Here is a 14,528-nt window from a genome sequence, read left to right on the forward strand (position 1 = left end):
ATGACGATATGAAACGAGTCAACGTCCCCCTTATGCTGGTTATTCCCATCGCAAGCGCAGCCCACGCGGAGAGCGGCTATTGTCCCAGCTCCCCGCCCACGCCGTTTACCCAGCAGCTTGCGCGGATCGCGGTATCGCGGACGCTGCCGGTTGGCAGCGATATTCCCGGCACGCAGCGGGTCTTCACCTTTAGCGGAAATTGCAAGGGTCAAAGCGGTTGGGCGGATGTCACTCGAGGGCACCCGATTGTCGCCTGCTATTACGGCAGCGGAGAAGAAGTGGCGGGTTTTCCGGGGGTCTATAAAACCGGCGTCGAAGGCATCGGTATTGCGCTGCAAAATAGCGCCGGCCAGAGGGTGAGAGGTATCGGCAGCGACTGCGATACGCGCGCGCAGGCGCTGGGATACACCTCCAGCGACGCCAGCATGACCTTCGGATATACGATCACATTAACGCTGGTAAAAACGGGGGATACGGTAATGAACGGGACTCTCGATGTCGCGCAAACCAAGTTCGGTATGGGTGCATATGATACCGGTATAGGTATCGGTAATCGGGGAGACCTTAACTATATAAGCTATGCCGGAGATATTGTTTATAAAGCGGTAAGCTGCACCGTCCCCTCGTCGTTAACTGTCAACATGGGTTCTGTTCCGGTGGGCCAATTCTCTGGTCCAGGCAGCACCAGCGACGAAAAAAACCTGTCAATTCCGGTGCGGTGCGACGATAAGGTCGCCGTGAATACGTCAATAAGCAGTCAAGGTTATCTCTCCCCGACGCTCGGCGTAGTGGCCTTAAGCAGTGAAACCGGCGTAGCCCAGGGGGTCGGCGTTCAGGTGCTTTATAACGGCTCGCCCGTTCAGTTCGATCGTTTTTTCCCGGTCGGCACCATCCCTGAGGCTGGCGCCTCGATAACCCTGCCGCTCACCTTTCGCTATTACCAGAACACGCCGGAGATTCATCCCGGCCATGCCAACGCGGTGGCCACCTTAACGATGATGTACAACTGAGTTTATCCCGCTCTCGTTTCTCACTGCTTACTTAAGGAGTCGATAATGAGAATTATCGCCAGCCCGGCCGTCATAACGTTATTTACGGCGATTTCGTCGTCATTACCCGCTTATGCCGCGGATGTCACTCTTTATATCAACGGCGATATTGTTGCGTCTTCCTGCACCGTCGAAAATAACGGTATTTATAATATCGATCTCGGACATAATATTCCCAGCCGCCGGCTTAGCGCGGCCAACTCTTACTCCGCCTGGAAAGAATTTTACGTCACGCTGAGCCACTGTCCCGTGGGGACATCAAGAGTTACCGCTCACTTTACAGGCCCTGTTGACGGAGCTGACCCTGATTTATATGCCAACGTGAGCAGCCCCGATAGTTCACGCAATGTCGCGATAGAACTTCAGCGTATAACCGGTTCAGTGAATGCCGGCAGCGGAAAATCTATTGCCGTCGACGTCGATAATAACCGTCAGGCCATATTCGATATGCGGGCGCGCATTTTTAGCGTCGCAGGGGGTGCCACCGCGGGTAATATTAGCGCAATGGTCGTTATGAATTTTACCTATAACTAAAGGTTATCTGGCTCTTACCGAGCCAGATACTCCAGCTTCAGAGGGTAATTGAGCTAAAGCGCGCCGGATTGCTCGCCGTATACAAGACGGTATGCTGGATATTGCGATGGCCGAGATAATCCTGAATCAGGCGTGTATCAACGCCCTCTTCCGCAAGCGCATAACCGCAGGCGTGGCGCAGCATATGCGGGTGTACCGGAACGGCAATGCCGGCCTGCACGCCATAATTTCGCATCATAACGTGAATATGCTGTCGGGAAAGCGGAGTGCCTTTTCGCGACAGGAACAGCCAGGGAAGATCGGCGTTTAAACAGCTCGTGCGCTTAACCAGCCACTGGCTTAACGCCAGCTGTTCACGGGGCTGAAGAGGGTGAATAGTTGAAAAGCCATTTTTTAAACGCCGAATGGCGATCCGCTGGCTGGATAAATCAATATCGCTCACTTTTAAAAAACGTAATTCACTTACGCGCAGTCCGTGAATAAAACACATGAGGAGCATACAATAATCCCGCAGCGAGCCATCCTGCTGCTGCGAAGCATCAATTAATGCCTGCACCTCTTTTTTACTTAAATATTTTCGTTTTTTCATAGCCAACCTGACGGTTTCTTCAATGGAGCCCCTGAGATTCGGCTCCTGTATTGACTCTGCTCATGGCTACTGGCAATCCACTGTCGAGCAATCCTTGATAACTGCAAGTCCTGAACACTGTTAATAGTCATAAACGCTACCGCCCAATAGTATCAAATATCAGGAATAGCCCAAATATCACATCGGTAAAATTAAAAACAAATAGATTTAGCTGTTATGTAAATAAGGAGATTTATAAGCTTATGCTATTAATATTTATCTTAAGTCTGATGAGGCGGCAAGTTTTTTTAAGTCTATGTGTAGACTTATTGGGGGTTTATTCGCCCCCTCAGCGTCATCGATAATGTTTTGGCTACAGTTTGCTGTTTTTTGGGAGTTCTATTTTTTATAAGGAAATCATAAGCATGGAAACAATCCCTCGTGTACAACATGACACAGACCTGCTCCGGACCATCACCAAACCCATAGACGACATTGATAAACTCATTCGCTGCCTGGCACCTAAATGTAACAAAATGTTAATGAATGGTAGACGAAACATCGGCATAGTAAAAGAAAACCAGCATCAATGCTTGGTTTTGTTCCGCGGCACGATGTCTTTATATCGCAACAACGACGGACTCATCATCAACTCCGAAACGAGTCCATTCATCTTTGGCATGAATAGTCAGCTACGTTATTCCCGGCATATTTACCTGCGCACCCAGGAAACATCTTCTATTGGCCTGATATCAATTAACGAGGCGCATAAGATCATCGCCGAACAGCAATTATGGGAAAATGTCTCACGTCTCCTGGAATATTCCTCGGCAAAAGTCTACGCCCACTGCTTTAAGGTTTCTAAACTTTCCTGTTATGAGATCATTGTTCATCAGCTTATAGAATTAAACAATGAACCAGAAGCGATCAAAAATAAAATCACCGCCGCCAATTATATTCTGTCGCGAACCTTTTTGTCGCGCAGTGGGGTCATGAGAACCCTGGCCAAATTAAAACAGCTGGGCGCTATTCAGCTCCATCGAGGCATACTGGTGACCATGAATCAACTGCCTCCCAGCCTGAAGCTTAGCGAATAACGTCTTTAGCCGAGCGGCCACCGCGATGAGGGCGCCGGCCGCATTCAGCCTGGTTGACTCCGCCATTGCCGGTGGGCAGCCCCCTGCCCATCGGCAAATGCGAAACGAGGATAATCAGCCGTAACGATTCACGCTAATATCGCGTAGCGCGGCGGCCATATCCAGCTGGGCCAACTCTTTCAAGCCTTCTCGCTTGATAAACTGGCTCCGGTGCTTGCTTTTAACCTCTTCCAGGCTTTTCTTTATCTCGTTCGCCGGCAATTTATACCAGCCGCGACGATGCTTCTCACCGCCAATTTCCAGCCAAAGCTCAGAATAGCTGGTTTTTACTCTGTCGCTTTTTACATGGTATTGGCTGTCGATCGCATAGATCTCCTTGATATTGAAATGCGACAAAAAACCGTACAGCAGCGTGATAATTAAGTTCTTCGGTCGGATGCCGTAAAGCTCCTTGGTCAGCGCTTTCACTTCTTCATTATCAATGTCTTTCCCACCCTGGATGCCGCCAATCCAGGCTCGGCCATCTTCAGTGCAGGAAAAACAGATACTGTAGACGCGTTTATCACCAAGGAACATTAAGAGCATCAGCTCCCCCTCCTCCTGAAAAGGCGATGCCAGCAGCTTCACATCAATGCAGGTACCGTTTTTCAGCGCAATAGTGATTAGCGAACGACCAAATGCTTTCATATCGTACAGCTGCGGCAACGCCTCGGGAAGAAAGGTTTTCTCTATAAAATTCAAAGCGCCATGAGCAATATTGAGCTTCGCTCTTTTTGACATCTTTTTATTTAAATAGGCCTTAAAGGGTTTATCTTCAAAGTTAACCAGCCCCTCGGTTGCTCCCGTTAGTTTTGCACAAGCGTAATTTTCACATAACGTCTGATATTCCTTATATTTTCCTCCGATTAAAGATATTTCCCTGCATTTCCGCAATACCTTTTTATAGTTGAGTTTAACGTGACAAATAAATTTATTAGTTTTCCGCCATTCTTTGATAGCGGCTACTGCTGTTGTCGAGACCATTGACCATAATCCATAGATACATCCATAATCCGGTCAATATTAGCATATTTTATACAAGTCAATGTCTAACCCAGCGCTCGTTGTCGATTCGTTTAATAAATAATTTGATCGCGACTAAAATAATCGCCGGCAGGTTATGAAACATGCTTTCAACTATTATTATTAGTAGGATCCCGACCCGCGCTCGCTCCCGACTGTATGCAGTAGCAAACCCGCACTTATCGCTATGTGCTACCCGGGTTCACACCGGGTGCATCCCCCCGGCGTTTTGCCTATACTTGCTCACGGTCAAAACTGAACTTAAGTGGGTAACGCATGGAAATTGATCTCGATAACCTCGTCTTTAGCGGGCTGGAAGAAGCGCAAGAGCGCAACGCTGAACGCCTTGAAGAGGCAGATAAAAAAGCGCAGGCCGTTGTTGCCGACGATGACTGCGGCGACGCCTGTAAGATCTAACGACGAAACCGGCTACTCTGCCGGTTTTTTTTACCTGTCTCTCCCCCAGGGGATGCCCGCGGCCAGCGACATCACCGTGGCAATCAGAAAGATAAAGCCGATCGCGAAACCGGATGGAATCACGCCGGAGGTAATGGAGGCAATATACTGCCCGGTGTTCAGTTCCGCTGAAATATGCCCCATCAGGAAAGCCAGGATCATGATTAAACTAATTTTAACTATGCTGGCTTAGCCGATATAAAGTTCTTTGAAAAGTTCTCAACGTTCAGAATACCGCGCGCGGAACCAGATAAAAGAGATTTGCGTCCTTCAATCACTATTAAAATGTATATCAGACAAGGAAGAAAATTTTGCCTATTTTCACTCTATTCAGGGAAAAAACGAGAAAACTGTTCTCTACACGCCAAAATCAATAATCATTAAGCAATTGATATAAAATAACTTTATTTTAAAGGGTGATGTTAATCACAAAAGGTAGAGGAAAATCTTCTCCTGCACGCTTCCGCTGGATCTTTTTTTCGTCCTGCCGCTCACAGCCTGAGCCACCGCTGCGAAGAATGAGTTAGAGCTATTTTCTTTAGAATGCTGTATGGTCATACGCTCTTAAATCAGGAAATATCATATGTCAGAACGCAAAGACGCTAAAACTCGCCGTAATTATCTCGTTAAATGCTCCTGCCCTAACTGCTCCCAGGATTCAGAACACAGCTTCAGCCGAGTCCAAAAAGGTGCACAACTCATTTGTCCCTACTGCCATAAACTCTTTCAGTCCTCATCACGACCCGCTGCATAATTTTCTCTTGCCAGATGCCGATTGCCGCGCGTGGCTGAGCAATAATCAGCCAGCGCCGATCTCTTTTGGCGAAAAAAAGCCCGCCAGCGCGGGTTTTATTTTGATTTGAATAGACTTCCCGCGCGCTTACTGTATAGTCGTGGCGGTTTTCATATTTAAAAGGTATTTCGTTGTTCCAAAAAATGACAGGTATTGTCAAAGCATTTGATAATAAAACAGGCAAAGGCCTGATAATCCCCTCAGATGGTCGCAAAGACGTTCAGGTTCATATTTCCGCATTATCGCCCGGCGAACCCACCACAATCAGCCCGGGAATCCGCGTTGAATTTCGTCGCGTTAACGGACTGCGAGGGCCAACCGCCGCCAATGTCTATCTTTCGTAAACACCGGCTCCAGGCGCTACCGAGCGGATTAAAACATGGCCAGAAAACGCTTCACCGTGCGCGAGCGCTCGTAGCGTCGCCAGGCGATAGCAATATCGGTTTTTAGCGGCGTGCCCGACAAAGGGTGATAGCTGACGTTAGGTAGCGTGATGCAGGTCATGGACTGCGGCACCAGCGCAAACCCGAATCCGGCCTCCACCATGCTTAACGACGATGATATTTGCGATGACTGATACGTTCGTTGCATATCAATACCGGCGCGCAGATAGCTGTTATACACCAGCTCATACAGCCCCGGAGCCACTTCCCGCGGGAAAAGAATCGGCGCCACGTCCGTTAACTGCTCCAGCGTCAGCTCGCTGTGGGACGACAGCGGATGCGAACGCGCCAGCGCAATCACCATCGGCTCCTGGTCGATAATTCGCAGGTTGAACGCTTTACTGCTTTCACAGGGCAGGCGCACAAAAGCGATATCCAGCTCCGCTTCGCCAAGCGCCCCCATCAGCGTCGCCATATTGCCCTCGACCTGATGTAACGTGACTCCCGGGTGACTGTGCTGAAACTGCTGGAGCAGGCTAAAGATCTGCGGATGAAAGGCATCAGAACTGGTAATGCCCAGCGAGAGTCGGCCGTTCAACCCGCGGGCGATCCCCTTGGTCTTTTCCAGCGCCGCGTCGCTTAATGCCAGGATCTGGCAGGCATCCTCATAGAAAGACTCCCCCGCTTCCGTCAGCTCGACGCCGCGGGTTAAACGGCGGAAAAGCGGTGTGCCAATTTCCCGTTCAAGTCTCTGTATTTGCTGGCTTAATGGCGGCTGGGAGATACCAAGTTCTTTTGCCGCTTTAGTGAAGTGTCGCGCCTCAGCGACGGCGACGAAGTAGCGCAGATAACGAAGTTCCATATCGAAAACGTCTCAAACAATCATAGATTCTATATTGGAACTGTGAGCTGAATCGCGTCAACATTTATTTAACCTTTCTGATATTCGTTGAACGAGGAAGCGGGTAATGAACCATTCTGCTGAATGCTCTTGCGAAGAGAGCCTGTGTGAAACTCTACGAGGATTTTCCGCGCAACATCCCGATAGCGTCATCTACCAGACTTCTCTGATGAGCGCGCTGTTGAGCGGCGTTTATGAGGGCAATACCACCATCGCCGATTTGCTCACCCACGGCGATTTCGGCCTGGGCACCTTTAATGAACTGGACGGCGAGCTGATCGCGTTTAGCAGCGAGGTTTACCAGCTGCGCGCCGACGGCAGCGCCCGCAAAGCCCGCATGGAGCAGCGTACGCCCTTCGCGGTGATGACCTGGTTTCAGCCGCAGTACCGCAAAACGTTTGATAAACCGGTCAGCCGCGAACAGCTGCACGACATTATCGACCGGCAAATCCCCTCCGATAATCTGTTCTGCGCCCTGCGTATCAACGGCCATTTTCGCCACGCCCATACCCGCACCGTACCGCGCCAGACGCCGCCCTACCGGGCGATGACCGACGTGCTCGACGACCAGCCCGTTTTCCGCTTCAACCAGCGCGAAGGGGTGCTGGTGGGGTTTCGCACGCCGCAGCATATGCAGGGCATTAACGTTGCCGGCTACCACGAACACTTCATCACCGATGACCGCCAGGGCGGCGGCCATCTGCTCGATTATCAGCTCGACCACGGCGTGCTGACCTTTGGTGAGATCCACAAATTGATGATTGACCTTCCTGCCGATAGCGCCTTCCTGCAGGCGGATCTGCATCCTGACAATCTTGATGCCGCCATTCGCTCAGTCGAAAACTAAGGAGATTCTCGTGGATAATCAACATCAACCGCGCCAGTGGGCGCACGGCGCCGACCTTATCGTCAGCCAGCTTGAGGCGCAGGGCGTACAACAGGTGTTCGGCATTCCAGGGGCCAAAATCGATAAAGTCTTCGATTCGCTGCTGGACTCCTCCATTCGCATTATTCCGGTACGCCACGAAGCCAACGCCGCGTTTATGGCCGCCGCGGTTGGCCGCATCACCGGGAAAGCGGGCGTCGCGCTGGTCACGTCCGGCCCCGGCTGCTCTAACCTGATTACCGGCATGGCCACCGCAAACAGCGAAGGCGACCCGGTGGTGGCGCTGGGCGGTGCGGTAAAACGCGCCGACAAGGCCAAACAGGTGCACCAGAGTATGGATACGGTGGCGATGTTTAGTCCGGTAACCAAATACTCGGTGGAAGTCACCGCCGCGGAAGCGCTGGCGGAAGTGGTTTCCAACGCGTTTCGCGCCGCCGAGCAGGGACGCCCCGGCAGCGCCTTCGTCAGCCTGCCGCAGGACGTGGTCGACGGGCCGGTCCACGCCAGGGTTCTGCCCGCCAGCGATGCGCCGCAGACCGGCGCGGCGCCGGACCAAGCCATTGAGCGAGTCGCGAAGATGATTGCCGGCGCTAAAAATCCGATATTCCTGCTCGGCCTGATGGCCAGCCAGGCGGAAAACAGCGCGGCGCTGCGTGAATTGCTGAAAAAAAGCCATATCCCGGTTACCAGCACCTATCAGGCCGCCGGCGCGGTGAATCAGGACCACTTTACCCGCTTCGCCGGGCGGGTTGGGCTGTTCAATAACCAGGCGGGGGATCGACTCCTGCATCTCGCCGACCTGGTCATCTGCATCGGCTATAGCCCGGTGGAGTACGAACCGGCCATGTGGAATAACGGCAACGCCACGCTGGTGCATATCGACGTGCTGCCGGCTTACGAAGAGCGCAACTATACCCCGGACATCGAGCTGGTCGGCAATATTGCCGCCACCCTGAACAAACTCTCTCAGCGTATCGACCACCAGCTGGTGCTGTCGCCGCAGGCCGCCGAGATCCTGGTTGACCGCCAGCATCAGCGGGAGCTGCTCGACCGCCGCGGCGCGCAGCTGAACCAGTTTGCCCTTCATCCGCTGCGCATCGTTCGCGCCATGCAGGACATCGTCAACAGCGACGTAACGCTGACCGTCGATATGGGGAGCTTTCATATCTGGATCGCCCGCTATCTCTACAGCTTCCGCGCCCGTCAGGTCATGATTTCCAACGGCCAGCAGACCATGGGGGTGGCGCTGCCGTGGGCGATTGGCGCCTGGCTGGTGAATCCGCAGCGCAAAGTGGTTTCGGTTTCCGGCGACGGCGGCTTCCTGCAATCCAGTATGGAGCTGGAGACCGCCGTACGGCTAAAAGCTAACGTCCTGCATATCATCTGGGTCGATAACGGCTACAACATGGTGGCGATTCAGGAAGAGAAAAAATACCAGCGGCTCTCCGGCGTTGAGTTCGGTCCGGTGGACTTTAAAGCCTACGCCGAAGCCTTCGGCGCCAAAGGGTTTGCGGTTGAGAGCGCCGCCGCCCTTGAGCCGACGCTGCGGGCGGCGATGGACGTCGACGGCCCCGCCGTGGTCGCCATCCCCGTTGATTACAGCGACAACCCGCTGCTGATGGGTCAGCTTCATCTCAGTCAAATACTTTGAGTCACTACAGAAGGAATCCAGCAATGAAAAAAGTCGCACTCGTGACCGGCGCGGGCCAGGGCATCGGGAAAGCTATCGCCCTTCGCCTGGTTAAAGATGGTTTTGCCGTGGCTATCGCCGATTACAATGACGCCACCGCACAGGCGGTCGCCGATGAAATTAACCGCGGCGGCGGCCAGGCGCTGGCGGTGAAGGTGGATGTCTCTAAACGCGACCAGGTTTTTGCCGCCGTAGAACAGGCGCGGAAGGGCCTCGGCGGTTTTGACGTGATTGTGAACAACGCCGGGGTGGCCCCCTCCACGCCTATCGAAGAGATTCGCGAGGACGTGATCGATAAAGTCTACAATATCAACGTCAAAGGCGTTATCTGGGGTATCCAGGCCGCGGTAGAGGCGTTTAAAAAAGAGGGCCACGGCGGCAAAATCATCAACGCCTGCTCCCAGGCGGGCCACGTGGGTAACCCGGAACTGGCGGTCTATAGCTCAAGTAAGTTTGCCGTGCGCGGCCTGACGCAAACCGCCGCCCGCGATCTGGCGCATCTGGGAATTACCGTTAACGGCTACTGCCCGGGGATCGTTAAAACCCCAATGTGGGCGGAAATCGACCGTCAGGTTTCCGAAGCGGCGGGTAAACCGCTGGGCTACGGGACCCAGGAGTTCGCCAAACGCATTACCCTTGGACGGCTTTCAGAGCCGGAAGACGTCGCGGCCTGCGTCTCTTATCTCGCCGGTCCGGACTCCAGCTATATGACCGGCCAATCGCTGCTGATCGATGGCGGCATGGTATTTAGCTAATAATAAATAAGCTCTGACATGGTTTGCCCCGGCTTCAGCGCCGGGGCTTTTTTATCTCACCCTTTAGGGAAGATCCACAGGTCGCTGACGGGCAAGGCCAGATGGCAGCGCTCGGCATCGCGCAGCGCGCTGCCGTAGGCGCGAATGGCGAAATCATCGCCCTCGGTGCGAAACAGGTACTCCCAGCGGTCGCCGAGATACATACTGGTCAGCAGCGGCAGTGCCAGCATATTCTCCTCAGGCGCTGAGGCGATGCGCAGGCGTTCAACGCGGATCACCGCCGTCGCCTCCTCCCCCACCTTGACCCCCCTCCCCGACCATCCCCCCACAGCGCCCAACTGGCGCCCTCAATTCGCGCCCGACCATTATCCAGAGCGGTGACGGTGCCATGCAGCCGGTTATTGCTGCCCATAAACTCGGCGGCAAATAGCGTTCTCGGGCTACCGTACATCTCCTGCGGCGTTCCCTGCTGCTCGATCACCCCGTTATTGAGCAGCAGAATGCGATCGGAAATCGCCATCGCCTCGTTCTGATCGTGCGTGACCATCAGCGCCGACAGCCCCAGCTTGACGATCAGCTCGCGCAAAAAGACCCGCGCCTCTTCCCGCAGCTTGGCGTCAAGGTTCGACAGCGGCTCATCCAGCAGAATCACCGGCGGGTTGTAAACCAGCGCCCGGCCGATGGCCACGCGCTGCTGCTGCCCTCCGGAGAGCTGGTGCGGATGGCGATTGCCAAGATGCCCCAGACCCAGCTGTTCAAGCACGGTCTGCACCCGCTGCTTGATCTCCGCGGCGGCAACCTTACGCAGCTTCAGCGGATACGCCACGTTTTCAAACACCGTTTTATGCGGCCACAGCGCGTAGGACTGAAATACCAGCCCCAGGTTGCGCGCCTCCGCCGGGATTTCGCTACGCGGGTTGCCGTCATAAACGCGGGTTTTACCAATAGTGATAATGCCGCTGGTCGGCTTCTCCAGCCCGGCGACCGCCCGCAGCAGCGTGGTTTTTCCGCTGCCCGATGGCCCGAGCAGCGAGACCACCTCTCCCCGCTTCAGCTCCATTGACACGCCCTTGAGCACCGGGTTATCACCGTAGGTCAGATGCAGGTTTTCTACCGATAATTCAATCATGTAATTTCACTCCAAAGCGCAGGGCGATACCCAGGCCCACGACCACCAGCAGAATATTAATAAAGGAGAGCGCGGCAACGATATCGATAGCCCCCGCCGCCCACAGCGACACCAGCATCGAACCGATGGTTTCGGTGCCCGGAGAGAGCAGATAAACCCCGGTGGAATATTCGCGCTCGAAGATAAGAAACATCAGCAGCCAGGAGCCGATTAAGCCGTAGCGCGACAGCGGAACCGTGACGTGGCGGGTGATCTGCCCGCGCGATGCGCCGGTACTGCGTGCGGCCTCCTCCAGCTCCGGCGCTACCTGCAGCAGCGTCGAGGAGATGAGCCGCAGCCCGTAAGCCATCCATACGACGGTATAGGCCAGCCAGACGCTAAAAATGGTGTTACGCAGCGCGCGCAGCTGAACGATCAGATGTTCACGCAGCCAGTCTGCCACCGGCAGCGCCGAGAGCCAGCCGTTTTTCAGCGACTGATCGAGCCACATCGGCAGAAACAGAAATACCCACAGAAACGCCAGCCCGGCCAGCAGCCCGGGCACCGCACGCGGCACCAGCACGCTATAGTCCAGAAAGCGCGTGACGTTATCCGGTTTGCGGTGCATCGCGATGCCCACGAACAGATAGCAGACCACCGCCAGCGCGCCGCCAATCACCCCAATCGCCATAGAGTTAACGATGGCGCGCAGCAGATTCGGCTGCTGCCAGATGTTACGGAACGTCGCCAGCGAGAGTTCATCCCACAGCGAAACGCCCACGCCCCAGTTTGAAATAAAGGCCCGCAGCGCCACGCCGATCAGCGGCACCCCAATGGTGACCGTCAGCCATGCCACCACCACAACCCCGGCGACCCAGCGCCACTTCCCCAGCGGCAGCGCGCGGGCCTGGGACGCTTTTCCCTTCATGGTGACAAAGCGGTTGGCGGTGCGCATCAGGCGGCGCTGGAGCATCACCAGCGGAACGGTGATGCAGATCAGGACCACCGCCACCGCCGCCATCAGGTGATAAGAAGGCGTGCCGAGCTTGTTGGTGAGCTTATAAAGATAGGTCGCCAGCACCATGTTGCCTTCCGGATCGCCCAGCACCAGCATCAGGCCAAATACCTCCAGGCCGAGGAAAAACAGCAGTACGCAGGCGTAGAGTATCGACGGTCGCACCATCGGCAGGCTCACCGAGGTCATCACCTGCAGCGGCGATGCGCCCACCGTCCGCGCGGCCTCCTCGACATCCGATCCGACGCTGCGCAGCGCGGAAGAGATATAGAGATAGGCATGCGGAACGTGCGTCAGCCCGGCAATTACCACGATGCTGAACATCGAGTAAATATTCCACGGCACGAAGCCGATCAGCTGCTCGGCCCACTGCGAAAAGAAGCCCACCGGCCCGGCCGCCACCACGTAACCAAAGCCCAGTACCATCGGCGAAACGAAAATCGGTACCAGAATCAGCGGCTCGATAAACCGCCGCCCGGGCAAATCGGTACGTACCATTAAAAAGGCGAGGATCCCGCCGAGGGGGATGGCAATCGCCACCAGACCAAACGCCAGAATAAAGCCGGACTTGAGCGCCAGATAAAAATCCGGGTCGCTAAAGATGAAAGCGAAGGCTTCGAGGCTGAACGATTTCGTGCGGGCAAAAAAAGGCGCCGAGAGAAAGCTCTGCACCACGATAAATAACAGCGGGACATAAATCGCCAGCGCCGTCATCACGACGACGATACCGCGCGGCAAACCCTGCCATTTTCGACGTAAGACATTCATAAGCGATCCCTTTAAACCTGGCGGGCGTTAAGCGGGCTGCGCATCCTGAAATGATGCGCAGCGCCGGAGGGTTATTTCGCCGCGGCGGTACGCCACTGTTTGATAAATTCCAGTCGTTGTTTCGGCTCAAGATACGCCAGCAGCGTTTCATCGACCGGAATAGGCTTCAGCGCGCTGCCAAGCATTTTGGTCATACCGTCGATATCATTTTTACCTTCGATATCATTGCGCAGGGAGGGAATATCGGCCTGGTTCGCCAGGATGCTTTGTCCCTTTTCCGACAGCACGTAATCAAACCACAGCTTCGCGGCATTAAGGTGCTCGGCTTCTGCGGTAATAAAAGAGACCCGCGAGAGCACCAGTACATAATCTTTCGGATAGGAGATGCCGAGCGAAGGATCGTTTTTGGCCCGCGCCTCCGCGTAGGATCCGAGAATATTGTAGCCAATCAGGTTTTCCCCGGAGGAGACGCGCTCCATCATCGTACCGGTGGACGATTGCACGGTCAGGCCGCCTTTCGCTATGCCCGCCAGATCGTCAAAGTAGCTGGCATCGGCTTTGCTGTCCTGTACCGCCAGCATAAAACCCAGACCTGATTTTTCAATGTCATAAGTCGTGACCTTACCTTTGAATTTATCGGCCTGGCCGGCGATCAGCTTCGCCAGCGCGGTATGCGAGTCCGGTACTTCGCCCTGAGGGATCAGCCGCTTATTGTAGATAAAGACCACCGGCTCGTAGGTCGTGCCGTAGGCTTTCTGTTGCCAGACCGCCCATTTTGGCAGCTTATCCCGCTCCGGCGAGGCGTACTCTTCGGCGTAATCGGTGGCGAGCTTCAGCGCCGTATCCATGGAAGAGCTCCAGACCACGTCGCCGCTGCCGCCACCCGCCGCCTGTTCGCTGATATAGCGGTTGTACAATTCGGTGCTGTTCATATCGTTATATTCAACTTTAATGCCGGGATATTGCGCTTCAAAGCCTTTAATTAACGGGCCTGCGGCCTTGGTATCGGTCGTTGAATAGATAACCACTTTGCCTTCTTTAATCCCGGCATCCACCACCTTTTGATAATCCGCCGGATAGCCCTGAGGAACTGCGGCAAGGACCTGTCCGGAGATAGCTGCCGTCAGTGAAATCACTAAGCCACTAATTTTTATATACATAAAATCAACCTTTAGGCATCAATTATTAAACGTAAATTTAACATATAGTGGGACACCAGAGCCTTGCAACGCCGGGGTTTGTTTTTTTACGGCTTTTGTGACGCTGGCGTAATTTAAAGGGAGATTCGTGGGGCGCGGCTAAAGAGATAAAGGCTGTTGGGCGGGAATATTAAGAAAACATTAATTTTTTTGTTTTTTTACCCCCTCAGTGTTGCGTTTTCTTGCACACAAAAATAATACCCGCTGGCGCCGGGCGAACATCAATCGCGCTTATGGATATTGCCATCAGGGTAAATTTTGCGA

The 14,528-nt window shown here is 54.2% G+C and carries 15 protein-coding genes and 2 pseudogenes; 9 read left to right on the forward strand and 8 right to left on the reverse strand.

The annotated features are described in order from the left end of the window. Window positions 1-8 precede the first annotated feature (8 nt). Together BJF97_RS16485 and BJF97_RS16490 are read left to right on the forward strand one after the other, a co-directional pair. Window positions 9-1,010 (forward strand): fimbrial protein, encoded by a 1,002-nt coding sequence (locus tag BJF97_RS16485; protein WP_014229634.1) that lies wholly within the window; start codon window positions 9-11, stop codon window positions 1,008-1,010. Window positions 1,011-1,055: 45 nt separating this feature from the next. Further along, window positions 1,056-1,583, forward strand: a complete 528-nt coding sequence (locus tag BJF97_RS16490; protein ID WP_014229635.1) for a fimbrial protein — start codon at window positions 1,056-1,058, stop codon at window positions 1,581-1,583. Window positions 1,584-1,620: 37 nt separating this feature from the next. Here BJF97_RS16490 and BJF97_RS16495 read toward each other — a convergent pair whose 3' ends face one another. Further along, window positions 1,621-2,172: a tyrosine-type DNA invertase gene (locus BJF97_RS16495; RefSeq protein WP_014838689.1), complete on the reverse strand. Its 552-nt coding sequence runs from the start codon at window positions 2,170-2,172 to the stop codon at window positions 1,621-1,623. Between the two features lie 404 nt (window positions 2,173-2,576). On the opposite strand from BJF97_RS16495, the gene BJF97_RS16500 reads away from it, so the two are divergent. Further along, window positions 2,577-3,248, forward strand: coding sequence for a helix-turn-helix domain-containing protein (locus tag BJF97_RS16500; protein WP_014229637.1), 672 nt, complete (start codon window positions 2,577-2,579; stop codon window positions 3,246-3,248). A gap of 114 nt (window positions 3,249-3,362) precedes the next feature. Here BJF97_RS16500 and BJF97_RS16505 read toward each other — a convergent pair whose 3' ends face one another. After that, window positions 3,363-4,271, reverse strand: a complete 909-nt coding sequence (locus BJF97_RS16505; RefSeq protein ID WP_014838691.1) for a DUF535 family protein — start codon at window positions 4,269-4,271, stop codon at window positions 3,363-3,365. A gap of 315 nt (window positions 4,272-4,586) precedes the next feature. Here BJF97_RS16505 and BJF97_RS34225 point away from each other — a divergent pair, with 315 nt between their 5' ends. Continuing rightward, complete coding sequence (locus tag BJF97_RS34225) at window positions 4,587-4,727, forward strand: hypothetical protein (protein ID WP_004851627.1); 141 nt, start codon at window positions 4,587-4,589, stop codon at window positions 4,725-4,727. Between the two features lie 42 nt (window positions 4,728-4,769). Here the strand turns inward: BJF97_RS34225 and BJF97_RS16510 are convergent. Continuing rightward, a pseudogene (locus BJF97_RS16510) lies at window positions 4,770-5,033 on the reverse strand (Na+/H+ antiporter NhaC family protein); the annotation flags it as partial. Between the two features lie 316 nt (window positions 5,034-5,349). Between BJF97_RS16510 and BJF97_RS34925 the strand changes: the two are divergent. Next, complete coding sequence (locus BJF97_RS34925; RefSeq protein ID WP_213220741.1) at window positions 5,350-5,520, forward strand: YnfU family zinc-binding protein; 171 nt, start codon at window positions 5,350-5,352, stop codon at window positions 5,518-5,520. Here BJF97_RS34925 and BJF97_RS34740 read toward each other — a convergent pair. Continuing rightward, entirely contained in the window at window positions 5,465-5,743 is a 279-nt protein-coding gene (locus tag BJF97_RS34740; RefSeq protein ID WP_162097154.1) for a hypothetical protein, read from the reverse strand. The two genes, BJF97_RS34925 and BJF97_RS34740, sit on opposite strands and share 56 nt — an antisense overlap. Between BJF97_RS34740 and cspF the strand changes: the two genes are divergently transcribed. Next, complete coding sequence (cspF, locus tag BJF97_RS16515; protein WP_004136705.1) at window positions 5,691-5,903, forward strand: cold shock-like protein CspF; 213 nt, start codon at window positions 5,691-5,693, stop codon at window positions 5,901-5,903. The genes BJF97_RS34740 and cspF overlap by 53 nt on opposite strands. A gap of 28 nt (window positions 5,904-5,931) precedes the next feature. Here cspF and BJF97_RS16520 read toward each other — a convergent pair whose 3' ends face one another. Next, complete coding sequence (locus tag BJF97_RS16520) at window positions 5,932-6,804, reverse strand: LysR family transcriptional regulator (protein ID WP_014229640.1); 873 nt, start codon at window positions 6,802-6,804, stop codon at window positions 5,932-5,934. Between the two features lie 106 nt (window positions 6,805-6,910). On the opposite strand from BJF97_RS16520, the gene budA reads away from it, so the two are divergent. The 3 genes from budA to BJF97_RS16535 are packed head-to-tail and all read left to right on the forward strand — an operon-like array spanning window position 6,911 to window position 10,174. Beyond that, window positions 6,911-7,690: an acetolactate decarboxylase gene (gene budA, locus BJF97_RS16525; RefSeq protein WP_004851637.1), complete on the forward strand. Its 780-nt coding sequence runs from the start codon at window positions 6,911-6,913 to the stop codon at window positions 7,688-7,690. Beyond that, on the forward strand, window positions 7,662-9,380 hold the full coding sequence (alsS, locus tag BJF97_RS16530) for an acetolactate synthase AlsS (RefSeq protein ID WP_223240638.1): 1,719 nt from the start codon (window positions 7,662-7,664) through the stop codon (window positions 9,378-9,380). Before budA ends, alsS begins: the two co-directional genes overlap by 29 nt. A 23-nt stretch (window positions 9,381-9,403) precedes the next feature. Then, window positions 9,404-10,174 carry a (S)-acetoin forming diacetyl reductase gene (locus tag BJF97_RS16535; protein WP_025105880.1) on the forward strand — a complete coding sequence of 257 codons (771 nt, stop codon included), beginning with the start codon at window positions 9,404-9,406 and terminating at the stop codon, window positions 10,172-10,174. A 56-nt stretch (window positions 10,175-10,230) separates the two neighbouring features. Here the strand turns inward: BJF97_RS16535 and BJF97_RS16540 are convergent. The 3 genes and pseudogenes from BJF97_RS16540 to BJF97_RS16550 all read right to left on the reverse strand — a co-directional run bounded on the left by BJF97_RS16540 (window position 10,231) and on the right by BJF97_RS16550 (window position 14,225). Continuing rightward, window positions 10,231-11,303, reverse strand: a pseudogene (locus BJF97_RS16540) (ABC transporter ATP-binding protein). Next, entirely contained in the window at window positions 11,296-13,065 is a 1,770-nt protein-coding gene (locus BJF97_RS16545) for an ABC transporter permease (protein WP_014229644.1), read from the reverse strand. Before BJF97_RS16545 ends, BJF97_RS16540 begins: the two are co-directional and overlap by 8 nt. 71 nt (window positions 13,066-13,136) lie before the next feature. Then, window positions 13,137-14,225 (reverse strand): ABC transporter substrate-binding protein, encoded by a 1,089-nt coding sequence (locus BJF97_RS16550; RefSeq protein WP_032692929.1) that lies wholly within the window; start codon window positions 14,223-14,225, stop codon window positions 13,137-13,139. Between the last annotated feature and the right edge of the window lie 303 nt (window positions 14,226-14,528).

The organism is Klebsiella sp. LTGPAF-6F (genome assembly GCF_001753185.1).
GTDB classification, from domain to species: Bacteria; Pseudomonadota; Gammaproteobacteria; order Enterobacterales; family Enterobacteriaceae; genus Klebsiella; species Klebsiella michiganensis.